Source organism: Streptomyces ipomoeae 91-03 (assembly GCF_000317595.1).
GTDB lineage: Bacteria > Actinomycetota > Actinomycetes > Streptomycetales > Streptomycetaceae > Streptomyces > Streptomyces ipomoeae.
Genome location: NZ_AEJC01000518.1, coordinates 1 through 17,323 on the forward strand (window position 1 = coordinate 1; position 17,323 = coordinate 17,323).

General features: G+C 69.4%; 9 protein-coding genes. 2 read left to right on the plus strand and 7 right to left on the minus strand.

Translation table 11 applies throughout. From position 1 onward, the window contains the following. Nucleotides 1-125 precede the first annotated feature (125 nt). The 5 genes from STRIP9103_RS33720 to STRIP9103_RS33740 all read right to left on the minus strand — a co-directional run bounded on the left by STRIP9103_RS33720 (nt 126) and on the right by STRIP9103_RS33740 (nt 4,615). Entirely contained in the window at nt 126-389 is a 264-nt protein-coding gene (locus STRIP9103_RS33720) for a TM2 domain-containing protein (RefSeq protein ID WP_009328334.1), read from the minus strand. 321 nt (nt 390-710) lie between these two features. Continuing rightward, entirely contained in the window at nt 711-1,109 is a 399-nt protein-coding gene (locus tag STRIP9103_RS33725; RefSeq protein WP_009328342.1) for a DUF2752 domain-containing protein, read from the minus strand. After that, nucleotides 1,102-1,581 (minus strand): TM2 domain-containing protein, encoded by a 480-nt coding sequence (locus STRIP9103_RS33730; RefSeq protein ID WP_009328338.1) that lies wholly within the window; start codon nt 1,579-1,581, stop codon nt 1,102-1,104. The genes STRIP9103_RS33725 and STRIP9103_RS33730 overlap by 8 nt, the downstream gene beginning before the upstream one ends. Before the next feature lie 131 nt (nt 1,582-1,712). Continuing rightward, nucleotides 1,713-4,220 carry a DUF4132 domain-containing protein gene (locus STRIP9103_RS33735; protein ID WP_009328332.1) on the minus strand — a complete coding sequence of 836 codons (2,508 nt, stop codon included), beginning with the start codon at nt 4,218-4,220 and terminating at the stop codon, nt 1,713-1,715. Continuing rightward, complete coding sequence (locus STRIP9103_RS33740) at nt 4,220-4,615, minus strand: hypothetical protein (protein WP_009328340.1); 396 nt, start codon at nt 4,613-4,615, stop codon at nt 4,220-4,222. The genes STRIP9103_RS33735 and STRIP9103_RS33740 overlap by 1 nt, the downstream gene beginning before the upstream one ends. A 115-nt stretch (nt 4,616-4,730) precedes the next feature. On the opposite strand from STRIP9103_RS33740, the gene STRIP9103_RS33745 reads away from it, so the two are divergent. After that, nucleotides 4,731-5,522, plus strand: a complete 792-nt coding sequence (locus STRIP9103_RS33745) for a LamG domain-containing protein (protein ID WP_009328329.1) — start codon at nt 4,731-4,733, stop codon at nt 5,520-5,522. Between the two features lie 12 nt (nt 5,523-5,534). Here STRIP9103_RS33745 and STRIP9103_RS33750 read toward each other — a convergent pair whose 3' ends face one another. Then, on the minus strand, nt 5,535-5,933 hold the full coding sequence (locus tag STRIP9103_RS33750; RefSeq protein WP_009328330.1) for an Imm32 family immunity protein: 399 nt from the start codon (nt 5,931-5,933) through the stop codon (nt 5,535-5,537). Further along, complete coding sequence (locus STRIP9103_RS33755) at nt 5,930-13,234, minus strand: polymorphic toxin-type HINT domain-containing protein (protein ID WP_009328345.1); 7,305 nt, start codon at nt 13,232-13,234, stop codon at nt 5,930-5,932. Before STRIP9103_RS33755 ends, STRIP9103_RS33750 begins: the two co-directional genes overlap by 4 nt. Nucleotides 13,235-13,717: 483 nt before the next feature. Here STRIP9103_RS33755 and STRIP9103_RS33760 point away from each other — a divergent pair, with 483 nt between their 5' ends. After that, nucleotides 13,718-17,305, plus strand: coding sequence for a DNRLRE domain-containing protein (locus STRIP9103_RS33760; protein WP_009328336.1), 3,588 nt, complete (start codon nt 13,718-13,720; stop codon nt 17,303-17,305). The last annotated feature ends 18 nt before the right edge of the window (nt 17,306-17,323 follow it).

Sequence of the window (17,323 nt, forward strand, 5' to 3'; positions counted from 1 at the left end):
TTCCGGCCGTTGCCGTTGCCGTAGGCGGTCTCACGGGGCCCGACGACCGAGGGCCCCGCTTCCACGGAACTCCGTGGAGAACGAGGCCCTTCGGTCGATCACCTCGACGGTGATCCTCGGCGAGATCAGCCGCGCAGGACACGGCCCTGGCTGTCGGTGCGGTCGTTGCTCGTGAGGAAGAGGATGCCGTCGATCAGCGACCAGAAGCCCAGACCACCGCAGGTGAGGAGCTGGGCGACGCCCACGCCGACGGAACCGACGTAGAAGCGACCGATGCCGAGCGTGCCGAGGAAGAGCTGCAGAACGCCGGCGACGATCTTCGACTTGTCGGAGTACGGACGGCCCTGCGGGTCGTAGCCGAACGGGGCGTCAGGGGTGGGGACGGTCATGAAAATTGCTCCTGGATGTACTGACTGAGAAGACCGGAGCGGATTGCTCCGGGGGGAGTCCAGGAGGGAAGGCGCGGCGATAGCGGACACCAAGCGGGCACGGCAAACACCGGCACCGTTCGAGCATGACGTATCCCCCGTCATCCCCCCTGTTGCCGTTGCAGCGTATGGAGACCGGAAGGTTGACGGGAGGGGGATCGGACGATCGTTCCTGTTCCGTGATCCGGTTCCAGCCAAGTTGCTACAAATCCTCGACATAAAGGTCACGTAAGGGATTTACGGGGGCCGGAGGAGGGAAGAAAGAGGGATTCGGCGCCGGGCTCAGTGGAGGTTGCGGGCCACGGTCCAGATCACCGCGACGGCCAGGATCAGGGCCTGGGTGCGGGGCTTGAGCCTGGGGCGCCAGCGGCGTCCGCGCAGGCCCTCGACGAACCAGCGGCCCAGCAGCGCCAGGGCGAAGGGCGCGGCGAGGAGCAGGACCCGGTTGTCGTGCCAGGCCGCGACGAACTGCCCGTGCATCAGGTCGTACACCATGCGGGTGCCGCCGCAGGCGGGGCAGAGCAGCCCGGTGACATAGCGGAACGGGCACTGGGGCAGCAGATGCCCGGGTTCATGCGGGTTGGTGCCGTACAGATAGGCGGCGCCTGCCAAGCCGGCGGCGGCCACCGCGAGGGGGGCCGCCGCCGGATGCCTGAGGACGGCGGGGCCGCGCTCAGCCACGCAGGACACGTCCGTTGGAGTCGGTGGTGTTGCTGCTGGTGAGCAGGATGATGCCGTCGACCAGGGCCCAGATGCCGAAGCCGCCGCAGGTGAAGAGCTGCGCGAGGCCGAGACCGACATGGCCGATGTAGAAGCGGCCGACGCCGAAGGAGCCCAGGAAGAGCGAGAGGACGCCCGCGACGATCTTCGACTTGTCGGAGTACGGGCGGCCGTAGGGGTCGTAGCCGTACGGGGCGTTCGGGTCGCCCGTGTACGCGCCACCGGCTCCCGGGGGCGCCTGGTAGCCGTAGCCCTGCGGAGCGGCCTGCTGCGGGTAGCCGTAGCCCGGCGCGGCGCCCGGCTGCTGGTACCCGCCCTGCGGGGCGCCGTACGGATTGGCGCCCGGAGCCTGGCCGGGGGCGGCGTTCGGGTACCCGTATCCGGGCTGCGGCGGCTGCGGGGGCTGAGCGGGCTGCTGGGGCTGCTCGGTCACGGTGAGGACTCCTGCGCGTTGGTTGCTTGAGCGGCTGAATATGGGCTGTCCGTCATATTGCAGGAGAGGAGGCCCCGGAGAGAAGTTGTTACTTCGGCCGGGGCCCACCCGAGGCCTGCGTGTGCGCGGAGTCACAGCCGTCGGACTCGTAGTTGGCTGAGAATCGTCGGATCCGTGATCTCCGTGTCTTTGGCGAGCAGCATCGCCTTGCTGAGGATGACTGCGAGCATACGGTCGCCCTCAAAGGGGAGATAGCCGGTCTGCGTGGTTTGGTTCCCGCCGCCGTGGGCCGACTTGGGGACGATGCACAGGTATTGGTCGTTGGGCGACATCAGGATGTTGCCCGACCCCAGATGAATCCTGTACGTGTGCAGCTCTCCCTTGACGTGCAGGAACCGCCCCTCCACCGTGCACCGGTCGGCGATCGCCAGCCGCGGCATGAGCCGTTCCAGCAGCGCACGGCGGGTCTCGGCACTCTGGTTCAGCTCGCCGAAGCCGTACGACGTCCAGTACTCGCGGAACCGGCCGCCGGGGCCGCCGTCCTGCCAGGCCGGGTCGTTGCCGACGCTCGCCACGCCGACGAACAGGTCGATGTCGCGCAGGACTTCGGAGAGGACGAGCGGCGGTATCCCGGTGAGCGGGAGGGGGGCGACCGGATTCTGTCCGTCGCGCGGCGACATCGTGTACTCGCCGCCGAAGCAGGGGGCCGAGTTCTCGGGGGCGTCGATCGGGTAGAAGCGGACCTGGTCGGTCCGCAGCCGCAGATAGGCGCCGGAGTCGGTGATGTCCTCCCCGTACTCGTGACCGTCGCCCTCGATCCAGTACTCGGCGCGCAGCCCCCACCGCGGCAGTTCACGGGTGGCGGGCGGCGCCGAGTCGTCCACGCTGAGCCGGAGTCTGTTGTTCCACCCCCTGAGCGCGGCGAGGGAGTTGAACTGGTGCTGGCGCAGGACGTGGGCCGCGAAGCGGTTCGAGTACGTGCCGGTGGCCCGCTCGGCGTCGGTGAGCAGATACACCTCGCGGTGGGCCTGCTTGAAGGGCTGGGTGATCCCGTGCCGCTCCAGCCAGTCCCGCCAGGCGACGACCTCGGCGGTGTCCCGGCCGACGGGGTGCCACAGCTCGACCTGGGCCCCTTGTTCCGCGGGTTGGTCGTTCAGCGTGCGCAGCTCACCGTCGGCGAACCCGACCGCCGTACCGTCGACGATCCACAGGAGCCGGCGGGCGAGTGTACCGACGAGCGGATGGTCGAGATACCGCTCCCGCCACGTCCCGTAGGCCCAGGTACGTTGTGCGAGGAACTGCCGATCCAGCCGCTCGCTCTGGGCGGTGAGCATCTTGTCGATGTCCTTGACGGCGGCCTTGAGCTCCTTGAGCTCGTCGGCGTGGTCGTTCCGCACGGCTGCGGGGACGCTCTTGACGGCCTTCCCGGCGGCGTTGCGCCAGGTGAGGACGGCGCGGCTGCCATGAACGTCGATCAGGGCGGTGACGTCCCCGAGCCGATGAGCGGCATGCCCGATCTCGGTGAGTCCGTACGCGGGGACGGCCAGCTCCTCGATCTCTTCCCTGCTGAGCCCGAGTGCGGTGGCGCGCGTTTCCAGGGCCGTGTCCAGGAGCTTGGCGGTGTTCTTGTAGGTCACGCGGGTGGCGAGCCGGGCGAGTTCGGCGAGGGCGCTGTCGCTGTCGATCCGGGAGAGGGCGACGACTCCGGCGTTCGCCACCTTCGGGTTGCGCGGCCCGAGTCCCGCGACCTTCTTGAGCGAGGTCTCCACGAGCGCGCCGAGGGCACGAGCCGTCTCCGGGTGCGGCGGGAGCAGCGAGAGCGACCAGGCGAGGCCGCGCAGGGCGTTCGCGTTGTAGGCGTCGTACGCGTGGTTGACGTCCGGCTCGTACGTCTGGCGCTCCAGCGGGATGGTGCGGGGGCGACCGACGAGGGCGAGCCAGTCCACGACGGTGGCGCGGACGCGGTCGGCGCCGAGGGCGTCGATGAGGCCGCGGGCCTGCTTGTCCCACTTGGGGGTGGGTTTGGAGGCGGTGGCGGTGCGGGCGTGGGAGAGGAGGGCGTCCCAGTCCTCGTCGCCGTCCGCGGCGGCCATGGCTCGCTCGGCCCATTCCTCGCCGACGTTGAGGAGAGGGGTGGTGAGTTGCCGGGCCAGCCGGACCAGTTCGTCGGCGCAGTACGTGTCCATGGCGGAACGGCGGAAGACGGCGACGACGGCCGGAGGGAGCGGACGGCCGGAGTTCAGCTCGGCCTCGGCGAGGACGTAGAAGTTGCTGGACTGCCAGAAGTTGACCCGCCGGCCGAGGCGGTCCAGCTCCCGCTCCCGCATCCCGGTGACGACGTCGACGAGGTCTTCGGGCAGCTCGGGGACGGCCATGTCGAGCAGTGCGAGGGTGTTGGGCCGGGTGTCGGAGTCGTCGTCGAGACGGTGGAACCGCTCGACGAGGACACGCGCGAGCTGCGACCGGTCGTCGGCGGGCAGCCCCCGCAGCTCGTCGAGGAGGTGCTGCCAACCGCCGCCCCAGTACCCCTTGTTGGCGACGACGGCCTTCATCACCTCGTCGGCGAGCCGCTCCATGTCACCGGCTTCGATCCGGTTCCGCACCCGCTGCACGAGCGAGCGGGGAGTGTGCGCGGTCATCAGCCACCCACCAGCGGAACGAGCTTGAGGAACGTGACCTCGGTGCCGAGCGCGAGGTCGATGACCTCGTCGAGCTCGGTGACCTGCCGGTCCCCCACGAGCACGAGGAACCCGTTCCCGGCGAAGGCCCTGAGCGCGAGGTCGGTCTGCTTCTCGGGATCGATCCGCCGCGGCGTCCGCAGCGCATACCCGTTGAGCACCCGCTCGGTGTCCTCGGGCTGCACCAGCCCCTGGAACACCTCAGGCCGCGTACGCGCGTTGAACTCCGCGACCTCCTGGAACACCCGCCGCCGAATCAACTCCCCCACCGTCACCCGCTCCTCGGCGATTTCGAGCCACCGGCTCTCGCCCCGCACCCCACTCGTCGTCTCGTCGACGAACGTCACCGTTGCCATGGGAGGACAGTAGGGGCGGCCACTGACAACGGGGGTGGGACGGCCGTGCTCTCCGGTGGCCGGATACCGTTCAACCGCTGTGACTGATGGGGCTGTTGGTTACAGACTTCCGTCCATGACGCTTCTGAGGAAAGCCGCCGCCGCGCTGTCGGCCGCGGCCGCGGTTCTGATCGCGATACCCCCCACTGCCTCGGCAACGCCCGCCTCGCACGACGCGTACGGCAAGACCTTCGTGCGGGAGAACTTCAACCACCTCCCCCTGGGCCCCGTCACCCAGGGCCGAGGCTGGACCACCGATGCCTCCAACGGCACGCTGACCGTCGAGCGCAGTGCCGACGGGCGTGGCCGGGAACTCCGTATCCGGACGGAGGGGAACGGGCGGGCCTTCCTGGTCCTGTCCGACCTCGCCCCGGCCGGCAACAGCTTCTGGGCGCGGCTGCGGCTGCGCGTGGGCGAGTTCCCCATTGCCCCCGACTGGGCCCACTGGACGATCGCCGAAGCCTCCGGCTCCGACTCCCCCACGCTGGTCCGACCGCTGGGCGGGCAGTACGCCCCGACCGACAAGGGCAACTTCTGGGGCGTGGGCTCCGATCTGGGTCCGACCGGTGACTGGACCAACTGGCGGACGTCCGCCCCGGCCGTCGGCGGGGAGTGGACCTGCGCGGAGTTCCATCTGGACGCCACCGACAACCGGGTCACGGTCTATCTGAACGGTGTCGAACAGCCCGATCTGACCGTCTCCACCAAGCAGCACGGTGGCACGGCGGACGACTTCGTCTTCCCCACCTTCGACAAGCTGAAGCTGGGCTGGCAGCTGTACCAGTCCGGGCCCACCCCGTCGTCGTACGACGTCCGGATGGACGACATCGCGGTGAGCAGCCACCGGGTGGGCGGCTGCTCGGTCTGAGACGCGGATCCGTCAGTCGACTCGGGCGATGACGAGAGAGACCGGCGATTCCGCGAGGTAGAAGTGGTCGGGGAAGTACTCGATGTGCATGTGCTCCCCCGGCACACCTTCCCGGCACAGGCCCCGGATGTTGTCCGCCAGGACGGACATGGACTCGCCGGAGCCCTCGACGGTCAGGGCCTGCCGTTGTTCGTCGACGGAGACCTCCACCAGCCCGTCCGCGGTCGACCGCACCCGGATGGCCGTGAGGTAGGCGGCGTACGGGGCAGGGTCGTCCCCGGTGCCGGTGGTGATCTCCACGCCGTCCCGGGTCAGGGCGGCGGCCCATTCCTCGAGAGCGGCGACCGTGCCGGAGATCTCCACCTCACCGGGTTCCGCGGAACGGCGGACGGTCAGATCGGACTGGATCACGGAATGTCTCCCGGCCTCACGGTGCTCATGTCGATCGGAATGTGCGGGTCTGCCAGCGGTCCCGACCGCACCGTCTGACCGTTGATCTGGGTCTCCAGGTTCAGGTGAGGACCGTACTGCTGTACGTGCGGGGACTTGAGGTTGATGTCGAACCGGGCGATCTGCGTGATCCTCCGGCCGGAGGCGTCCCTGCTCGTCCTGATGAACTGGAATCCCCCACTGCCCGAGACGACGACCCGTCCTTCCCCTCCGACGAACGCCGCCGCCCGCGACACGGCTTCGTCCATCGAGATCGCCGGGCAGCTGGAGTTGTGGACCAGGACCGGCGTGTCCCCGGCCAGCACATAGTACGTGTGCAGGTCGTCGACCGTGAGGTTGTAGGTGCGGGCGTGCCTGGTGAAGGCGCGGTTCCCGGTGACGATGACGGTGTCGCCGTCGTCGGTGAGCAGCGTCATCCCCGGCGTGAGGTCGCCGGCCTCGGTCCAGTCCCGCTCGGACGGTGACCAGAAGGGGTGCTCATGGGTGGCCGTGAGCTTCTCGACGCCGTCCTGCGTGGCGATCGACAGCTCGTTGAAGAACTTGTCGGCCTCCGTGACGATGAGGCGGGTCACCTTCCGGGGTCCCGACTCGCCGGTTTCGGGGTCCAGGGCCTGGACCTCGTCGCCCAGCTCGATGTCCTCGATGTCCTTGGTGGTGCCGTCGGCCATGAGGACGTCCGTGCCGGCGAGGAAGCACTTGCAGCCGGCGAGCAGCCCTCGCGCTCCCCCTCCGCCCTTCGCGGCCCTGCCCTCGGCGGCGACCGCCGCTCCGCCCCTGCCGCCGGTGACCAGGGCACCGATGAAGCCCTCGATCAGCTTGCCGCGTTCGAACGCCTTGGCGTCGGCGACGCACTTGTTGAAGTTGTCGACGCAGTAGTTGGCGGCGATGCGCTTGGCCTCGCCCACGTCGTCGTGGTGCAGCAGGTACTTGTAGGCCTGACGGCAGGCCTCCCGGCCGAAGCACGCGTTGCCCGGTCCGGAGTTCTCGTAGACGGGGGTCACCCAGTAGTCGGTCTCGGGCGAGTCACCGTTCGGGCTGTTCATCAGGAAGTGCTTCAGCAGTTCCTGAAGGTCGTTCGTCTTGGGAGTCTGGCTCTTGGTCCACGCCTTGCTCGCCGCCTGGCTCTCCTCCCAGCCTCCGGTGGTCGTCGAGTAGAGGAACTTCCCGTCGTGGTCGTAGCAGGCCGACGTGGTGCAGCCGGGCCCGTGGCTCGGGTCGGCCCAGACGGAGTCGGGGTTGTTCACGCTGCAGCCGTCGCAGAACAGGCCCGAGGGGTCGGAGTGGCTGACCGGGCTGTTGTTGGCGTAGGCGTAGCCGTTCATCTGCAGCGGGTCCGCGACGTCGATGACGGGGTCCGCCGAGAGGAAGCGGCCGGAGTTCTGGTCGTACTCGCGGGCGCCGATGTGGGTCAGGCCGGTGGCCGTGTCGTCGACGCCGACGCCCAGATAGCCGCGCTTGTTGGGCCAGGCCGACGGCTTGGTCCCGCGGATCTCGCCGTACGGCTTGTAGGCCCGGCGGGTGACCGACTGGCCGCTCGACAGCGCGACCGAGGTGTTCGAGGTGCCGAGGTGGTCGGCGAGCAGGACGCCGAGCTGGTGGCCCGTCGTGGCGCCGTTGCTGGTGGTGCGGGTCACCGTCGGCGCGCCGGGCTGCGTGTAGGAGCGGGAGGCCCGGGTGATCGTGCCGGCGGAGCCGGTCGTCACCTCGGTCTCGCCCAGGTAGAGCGTGGAGCCCGACGGGGAGTTCTCCAGGATGCGGTTGCCGGCGGCGTCGTAGACGTAGGTCGTCTTCGTGCCGTCGTCGGTGATGGTGCCGAGCTGGTTCTCGTACGTCCAGGTCAGGTTCTGCGTGGTGGTGGACAGGTCGCGGACCTCGGTGTTGCCCACGGCGTCGTACGTGTACGAGCTGCCCTTGCCGGACGGGGTGGAGCTGATCCAGCGCAGGGTGTGGGGCTGCGTGGTTTCGTAGCCGTAGGTGTAGCCGACGTTCTTGGTCGCGTCCGCCGGGTCGTGTTCCGTCATCGAGGCGCGGTTGCCGAGCCAGTCGAAGGTGAACGACTGGCGGTAGGCGGTGGCGCCCGTGGCGACCGTCGCGGTGTCGGGAGCGGCGGCGGCCAGGGTCGACGTCAGCGTGGCGTCGGGGCTGGTGGTGTCGCTCGCCGCGTCCGCCGCCTCGGCCACCGGGCCGGACGATGTCGCGTAGTCGGTGCGGTGGCCCCAGGTGGTGCCGTTCGCGGCCTTGCAGCCGTTGCCGGTGCCGGTGGGCGCGACGCTGGAAGTCCAGGCGTTGACCAGTTCGCCCATCACGTCGTACGTGAAGCACTGGTTGTCCCACGTGGAGCCGGCGGCGTCGGACAGCTTCCGGGCGAGGGACGTGATGGAACCCGACTGGTCGTAGGAGTAGTAGCCGTCCGAGATGCGGTGCGGCCCCGAGGTCTCCCGGTCGGCGACCGTGCGCTGGAGGCGTCCGGTGTGCGGGTCGACGAAGTTGGTCGTCCAGACCCGGTAGGGCTGGGCACCGGACACCGTCCGCAGGATGTCGCCGAGCGGCGAGTAGGTGACGTCGGCCGTGTACCAGGTCAGGCCCGAGGTCGACTCGGCGAAGCCGTCGCTGTTGTAGCGGGTGACGACCTTCTCCTTCGCCAGCCCGCCGGCCGCGGGCAGCGTGACCGACTGCTGCTTTCCGGTCGGGGTGTAGGTGTACGAGTAGGCGTAGGTGCCCGCGAGGCCGGTGGTCATCGCGTTGGACGGGATGACGGTCTCGGTGCCGGTGGGCCGGTAGTCGGTGTCGTAGCCGGTGACGCGGCTGATGTAGTCGCCGTTCGCGGTGTGCCTGGTCGAGGCGACGGGCTGGCCGAGGGCGCCCGACAGGGTGTCGTAGGTGAACGACATGGCCGGGGTGGCGGTCGAGGACCCCTCACGGACGTTCTTGACCCGGCCGAGTTCGTCGTACTCCGTGTAGGTGGTGCGCGACTTCGCGTCGGTCACCTTGTTCGGACGGTCGGCGTCGTCGTACCACGTCTCCGTCCTGCCCATGTCGGGGTCGGTGACGGAGGTCATCCGGCCGCGCGCGTCGTAGGTGTACGACCAGGAGTTGCCTGCCGCGTCGACGACCTTGCTGCGGTGGCCGCGGGCGTCGTACTCGTACGTGGTCGTGCGTCCCGCGGTGCTGCCGTCGTCCTTGACGTAGTGGCGGATCGCGCTGACCCGGCCGAGGGCGTCGGTGTACGTCCGGGTCTTCGGGGTGCTCGCACCGGGCGGGTTCACGAAGGTCGTGGTGTCGGTGTACGTCGTGTACGTGGCGTACGCGAAGTCGCCGTCGTGGTACGTCGACAGGCGGACCGGGCGTTCCATGCCGTCATAGCGGGTCTTGATCCAACTCGGGATCGCCGCCTTCGACCTGGGCTCGAAAAGCCCGGTGGCCGGCTCGCCCTTGGCGAGGTAGGCGCTGGTCCGCTCATCGACCAGGCCGTGGTCGTTGTAGCTGATGTCGGTGATGATCCGGCCGGGTCCGTGGGCCTCGGTCTGGCTCTGCACCTGGCGCATCAGGCCGTCGTAGACCGTCACCTGGCGGCGGTAGGTGCCGTCGTCCTTCAGCGTCTTCGTCGTGACGGCGGCGGGCTTGGTCTCCGCGGAGGTGGCGGAGGCCGGCTGGTAGGCGATCTCGACGTCCGGTGTCCTGCCGCCGGAGGAGCGGGAGGGTGACCAGCCCTTCACCAGCCGGCCGAGGGCGTCGTACTCCTGACGCGTGACCCGGCCGTTGGCGTCGGTGACCGTCAGCGCCAGGCTGCGCCCCGGGTCGAAGGTGGTGGTGACGGCGTGGCCCTTGGCGTTGATCGTCTTCACCGAGGTGACCGGACCGCCGGCGTCGGCGGGCGTGTACTGCGTCTCGGTGGTTCCCGCACCGGGCCTGGTGACGGTACGGACCCGGCCCAGCGGGTCGTACGTGGTCCTCGTGACGAGGGAGTACGAGGTTCCGGCTCCGTCGACGCCGGCGGCGGAGGTGACGAGCCCCTTCGTCGGGGTCTCGCCGTAGGCCAGGTTGTCGTAGCTGTTGCGAACCGCCCGGATGAGCTTGGTCGCCGGGTCGGCCGTGTCGTGCGCCGCGCACGAGGTGCCCGTGCTGCGCTGCTCCTTCGTCAGCCCGATCAGCCACGCGGACGTGTTGTGGAGGTACGACGTCTTGGTGCAGGTCTGGTTGGAGAGGGTCTCACCCGTGCCGTTCGGCTTGACGACGGCGGTCTCGACCTGGACGGGCAGGCCGTAGGTGTCATCGACCTCGGTCAGGGTGCGGACCGCCTGCCAGCTGGTGTCGACCGTCTGGATCTCGTCCGTGCGCTTGATGCCGCCGCGGTGCGCGAGCAGCGGTTCCATGTCCGTGCCGTTCTCGGCCTCACGCGCGCGGGACGCGGTCTGCTTGGACCACGGGTAGTTGAGGGTGCGCTTCTGGACCCGCTTGTCGGAGTCGAGGTAGGCGATGGACTCCGCGACCTGGCCCGCGTACTGGGGCGCGTCGTCGGCGACCAGCGTGTACTTGCCGGTCGAGTCCTTCACTTCCCCGCCGATGCCCTGGAAGTAGCGGGTCTCGGAGTACGACTGGGACTGCGGGTCGCCCTGCTGGGAGGTGGACTTGCTGCCCTTGGTGACCGCGACCTGGCGGTAGCCGCGCCACTGGTTGTAGGTGCGCAGGGAGGGGCGGGTGAACTCGTCGTCGTTCTTGGCCCAGGCCGGACCCGTGTAGGTGTACTTGGTGACGACGGGCTTGCCGTGGGAGGTGACCTTGTCGGTCTCGGTCACGGAGTGGACGACGTACTTGTTGAACCAGGCCTTGGCGGGCGTCTTCTCGTCCCCGTCGGGCGACCAGCGCAACGGGTAGCAGGTGCCGTTGCTCCTGCCCTTGTCCTCGGCCGGTTCGGTCGCGCAGCCGCCCTTGTACTCGACCTCGATGTCACCGCCGTACTCGGTGGCGACCGTGCCGATGCGGGGCCGGGTGAACGCGGGGCGCTGGTCGTTCGGGCCGGTGTGGACCAGGTTCGGGAGCTGGCGGTCCTGCAGGCGGGTGCGCAGCGGCGAGGTCGAGCCGACCGAGTACTCGGCGAAGCTGACGCCGTCCTTGTGCTGGAGGGTGCCGGTGGTGTCACCCGGGGCGAAGCCGCGCCGGGTGATCGAGTTGAGCCACAGGCCCGGGGAGGTGTCGTACCAGTCCTCGGGGAAGGACTGGTGGAGCTCGTAGGTGTCCACCTTGCCCAGGCCGGTCTGGCCGGCGCGGGCGGCCTTCGTGGTGATCGTGTCCAGGCGCATCTGCGTCCAGAACGACGGGAACGCGGGGCACAGCTTCGACGTGGACTTGCAGTTGAGGTTGCCGGGGGTGTCCCACCAGGGTCGGTACGCGCCCGGGTCGTCGGTCTTGGCGAAGTTCGCCGGGTCGCAGGCCGTCTCCGACTTCAGACAGCGCTGCTTCACACCGAACTCGACCGTGGCGGACGGCTTGGTGAGGTCGGAGCGCATGCCGTACTCGATGACCGTCGGGTAGGCGTAACGGTCGTACTGCTCGGGGTTCTTGAACTTCTTCTTGACGGCGTAGTAGTTGGTCTCCTGCTTCCAGCTGACGACCATCGTGTTGCCGTGCACGTCGACGACCTTGTCCAGGCCCCAGCGCCAGGCCTGCTTCTTGCCCGCGCCGCAGCGGGAGTCGACGAACGCGGTGGCGTGGCAGGGCTCGCCGGGGTGGTTGCCGAAGACGGGGACGGTGGAGACGGAGTCGGTGTCGGCGTGACCGCCGCCGACCTGGTTCAGTCCGAAGTAGTACTTCGTGCCGTCCCTGGTCGTGACGATCCAGTACTCGCCGTTGTTGTCGCCGTTGCTGCCGCCCGTCCTGCGCTCGACACGGGTGCCGTCGTCGTTCTGGGGGCGGTAGACCTCGGTGTCGCTCTCGGGGTCGCTGCCCGCGGGCGCGTCCCGCACGAGCTCGACGGTCCTGCCGCCCAGCGACATCTGCGCGTTGTACGACACCCAGCACAGGTCGGACGTCTTGTCCTTCTTGGCCGTGTTGTTGGCCGTGCCGGACTTCATCTCCTTGCGGTCGTCCTGGCAGGAACGGTAACGGCGCTCGATGTGTCCGGGATCGTAGTCCCAGCCCTCGCCGATCCAGGAGGCCTGCGGGGAGGAGACCGCGACACGGCCGTCCACCGTCTGGGAGTTGTAGCCGAGGGTGACCTGCGGCGCCGGGCCCGCCGGAGCAGCCGGTACGGACAGCGGATACGACCACGTGAACGCGCCGGACGAACCGCCCGCCTCCCACTTGCCGTCGGAGACCAGCGGGGTCGCCTTGAAGGTGCCGCCCGGGCCGCCGCCGGAGTCGACGGCGCCGACGACCGCGGTGTCGCCGGTGGCGGCGACGGGGGTGGCGGCCGACGTCCGGAAGGCGGCCTGAGCGATCGACGGGCCGTCGGGCTCCGCGACCTCGGCCGCCGCGGCCGGTGTGACCGTGCCGTCCGCCGCGGTGTCGACCGTCGCCGTGATCGACTGGGTCTTGGTGTCGTTGGTGGTCTCCAGCTCCTCGTACTCCTGGCACGCCTCGACGTCCGGCGTGGTCAGGTAGCACTCGGGGAACTGGACGAAGCGCAGCCGGGAGGCCCAGTCGGCGCCGTAGAGGTTCTTGAACTCGGCGTAGTCGAGCTTGACCGAGATCGGGACGGAACCCGTGGCCGGGGCCTGGACCTTGACGACGGCGCCGTCGACTCCCTGGGAGACGGTGGAGGCGCGGTCGAAGACCTGGACGCTCCAGGTGCCGGTCGGCGCGGCCTGGTCGGGAGCCTGGCCGAGGCTGACGGGGAGGTCGTCGACCGGGGTGAGGTCGACCTGCTGGGCGGACGTGCTCGTCCGCGTGGCCGCGCCCTTGCCCGCCGAGGCCGAGGCCGCTGCCTGGGTCGTGCTCACCGTCGAGCCGAAGCTGACGGTGCCGCTGTCGGCGGGCGGTGCGGTGGCCGTGCCCGCGGGGGCCTGCTCCAGGTCCTCGGGGACCTCTACTTTCAGGGTCTCCAGGTCCCGTTCGAAGACCTCGCCCGTGACGGTCTCGTCCTGGGCCAGCGTCTCCAGGTCCAGGGTTTCGCGGCCCTTCTCCTCCACCGCCGGGTCGGGCGGCAGGGCCAGGGACTGCGCGGGCAGGAGCCCCACGAGGAGGGCCGCGCCGAGGGCGGGGACGACGGCCGTGCGCAGCCTGCGCAGGCGGCGACGGCGAACATTCGAGTAGCGACCGAACACGGCGAGGTCCCCCCGGACCACTCGAGGCGGGCCGGGAACGGCACACGCGTGATGGCGTATCAGATGCCGGAGATTCTGTGGTGCCTCTGTGAAGTTCCGCTAGATCGACTGTAAGGATGTGATGACCGTCACGGTGCGTAAGCATCAATAGCGCTCGGCGAAGCTCAGACCCGCGATTTCCAGAGGTAAGGGAAGGCGTCGCCCCTCTGCGATCTATCGCTTAATTCGGCGGTTCCCCTGGCAAATAACCATCGAATCACGAGGGTTGAGGAACAGTTTGCGGCTTTTGCTGTCACGGTCACTGGCCGATACCGGAGGTGCCGGTCGCTCGCCCCGACCACATCTACGGACCTCGCCGCCGATCCGCTCAATCCTCGGGGCCGCTCGCATTGCGTGACGACAGCCCGCTCATAGGTCATCATCGGCTCGCCCGGCCGAGGCCTGTCCCGCGCCGGTTCCTAGGGGGGAAGGGGAACTCGCCCGATGACGCGCAAGGAGCGCAACTGGCGTCGCGCGCCCGGCAGACGGACCACGGCCGCCGTACTCACCGCGGCGCTCGCCGCCACCGGCATCACCTTCATCGGCCTCGGCCTGGACGAGCCCGGCTCGCGCGGCGGGTCGAACGGCGACGCGAAGAAGAAGCCGGTCAGTGAGGCCGCCGCGCTCGCGCGGGCCGCGAAGACCGGCAAGGCCGTCGAGGTCACCGCCGCGCGCACGGCACGGTCCACGACCTGGGCCCGGCCGGACGGCCAGATGGCCAAGAAGCTGTACTCGTCGCCGATCCGGGCCAAGGTGGGCGGTGAGTGGAAGGCCATCGACTACGACCTCCACCGCACCGCGAAGGGCTGGGAGCCCAAGGCCACGAACGCCCGGATCGTGTTCTCGGCGGGGTCGAAGGCCGGCGGTTCCGGGGCGAGCGGTTCCCGGGCAAGCGGTTCCCGGGTGGGTGACTCCAAGGCGGGTGATTCCCACGCGGGCGGCTCGTCGGCAAGCGGTTCGCAGGCTCACGGCAGCGAAGCGCGAGCATCCCGCGCCGGCACCGGCGTACGCCGTGTCTCCCTGGTCAAGGGCATACGTGCCGCCACCACCGCGGACGCCGGCCCCCTGGTCACCCTCACCGTCGACGGCTACTCCATCCAGCTGACCTGGCCCGGCACGGTCCCCACCCCGATCATCGACGGCTCGCGCGCGCTGTACCCGGAGATCTTCCCGGGCGCCGACCTCGTCCTGACCGCCGACGACGAGGGCTTCGCCCAGGTACTCGTCCTCAAGAACCGGACGGCCGCGGCCAATCCGCTCGCACAGCAGCTGTCGTACGGCATCGCGTCCGAGGATCTGACGTTCCGGCTCGACCCGGTCACGGGCGTGCTGAGCGCGGAGAACGCGTACGGCAACGAGGTGGCGGTGTCGCCGACGCCGCTGATGTGGGACAGCTCCGGCTCCCCGGCGGTGACGGACGGCGGGGTCGGGGCCAGTGCGCAGCCGACCGCCGAGGAGAGCCCGGAGCCGAGCACGTCGACGTCGGACGAGCCGAGCGGCAGCGCCGGCCCGACCGAGGAGTTGATCGAGACCGACGAGCAGGGCGACACCAACCCCGAGACGCTTCCGCCGGCCACCGACGGCCCCGAGCCGACGGTGTCGGAGTCACCGCTGCCGTCCGCACCGGCCGAGCCGACGCCCGCGCCCACGCAGACCGGCTCGTCGGCGACGCTCAGCCTGTCGGGGCTGGACGGCCCCTCGCCGGACTCGCGCGGTGAGCTGGTCGAGGCCGATCTCTCCGGCGCCAACTGGGTGCTGACCCCGAACCTGGAGTTCCTCAACGACTCGGCCACCACGTACCCGGTGTTCGTCGACCCGTCGGTGAAGAAGCACACCCAGAACTGGACCACGGCGTACAGCCGGCACCCCAACGCCACGTTCTACAACGGCAAGGGCTTCAACAAGGGCGGTACGCACGAGGCCCGGGTGGGCTTCGAGTCGGACACCTGGGGCACCTCGCGCTCGTACTTCAACATCGCCTTCGACAAGGACCTCAAGGGCACGAAGATCACGAGTGCGAAGCTGCGCATGCTGGAGACATACTCCTGGTCGTGCAGCGCACGCTCGATGAGCGTGCACCTCACCGGCCCGGTCAACGGAAAGACCAACTGGAAGAACGCGCCCAAGCTGACCGACGGCAACAAGTTCGCGACCAAGAGCTTCGCGCACGGCTACAAGTCCGGCTGCCGGGACGCGTACGAGACCTTCGATGTGCGCAAGGCCGCGCAGAAGCGGGCCGACGAGGGCAAGGACACCATCACGTTCGGGCTGCGGGCGCGGGACGAGCACTCGCAGTACTCGTGGAAGAAGTTCCAGGCGAACGGCGACAACGCGCCCGTGCTGGAGCTGGTCTACAACCGCAAACCGACCATCGACTCCAAGTCGCTCGACCTCGGCCCGGACGCCAAGTGCACCACCACCGAGCCCTACGTCCGCATGGGATCGGGGAACCTGACGTTCACCGCGCGGGCGTCCGACAAGGACAACAACCTCGACTATCTGGACTTCGACCTGTGGCCGCACGGCAAGTGGGGCACCACGGGTGATCTGCTGGGCTCCACCGGCAAGGTCTCGGTCGGCGGCGACAAGGACACCGCGCTGCGCACCACGACCGGCTTCTCCACCAGCAAACTCACCAACGGCACCCTCTACTCCTGGCGGGTGCGGGCCGTGGACGACGCGGGCGCCAGCTCCACGTACGCGCCGGCCACGACACCGTGTCGCTTCGTCCTCGACACCACCGCGCCCAAGCCGCCCAAGGTCAGCTCCACCGACTTCCCGAACGCGGACGGCGCCGAGAACGGCTTCGGCAACGACGCCGAGGACGCCAACTGGTCCACGAAGAAGTTCGGCACGCCGGGCTCCTTCACCGTCCGCGCGCTCAACACGGACGTCGTCCGCTACGAGTACGGCTTCAACTCGGCGAACTACCCCTTCTCGCTGAGCCGCACCTCCGGTACGGCCACCAGCGTCAGCGCGACGCTCGCGAACGCGAAGCCGCCGACGGCCGGACCGAACGTGCTGTACGTCCGCGCCGTGGACGCCGCGGGCAACCCCTCGCAGCCGACGAAGTACTTCTTCTACGTCACCCCGCGCGACCAGGCCGACGCCCCCGGCGACTTCACCGGGGACAAGCTCCCCGACCTGATGGTCGTCTCCGACGCGGGCAACCTGGTCATGTACCCGTCCCAGGCCACCAACGACCTGGTCAAGGGCTCCGGCGACCTCGACTACTCGATGCCGGGTGCCTACCGGGCCAATCCGGACAAGGACCCGAACGGCGACGATCTGCCGCCCTTCGTCTCCGCGCCCTCCGGCCACTTCAAGGGCGCGCTGATCACCCACAACGGCGACATCTACGGTGGTGACGGCCTCCAGGACCTGGTGGTCCGCCTCGGCGACAAGCTGTGGGTGTACCCCGGTGACGGCTACGGCGCGGTCAACATCGACCGCCGGGTGGAGATCCTGCTCCCGTCCAACGCGCCCAGCCCCGCCTCCCTCACCCAGATCGTCTCGGCGGGCGACGCCACCGGGGACGGCCGTACGGACTTCTTCGCCACCATGGGCGACGAGCTGTGGGCGTTCACCGGGTACCACGGCGCCACCATCGACCAGGCGATCCGGCTCTCCTCCTCGCCCTGGACCGAGCGGGACATCGTCACCGTGGCGGACATCAGCGGTGACGGGGTGACGGACATGGTGTACCGCAGCGACGTCTCCGGCCGCCTGCTCTTCCGCAAGGGCATCAAGGCGAGCAGTGGCACGGGCACGGACCTGAACTCCCTGGCCGCCGCGGCCAACTCCGCCGACGGCGAGGACGGCATCTACGGCGGCTCCGGCTGGGGCAGCTCCAACATCTACCTCCTCATCGGCACCCCCGACGCCAACGGCGACGCCATCCCGGACATCTGGACCGTTCACACCAACGGCACGGTCCGGTTCTACTCCGGCAGCCGCACGGCCCTCTCCGGCTCGGGCACGGAGGTCATCGGCACGGCGAGCTACTGGAAGACACGGCTGGCCATCGGCTGACACCGGCGACATGGCGAG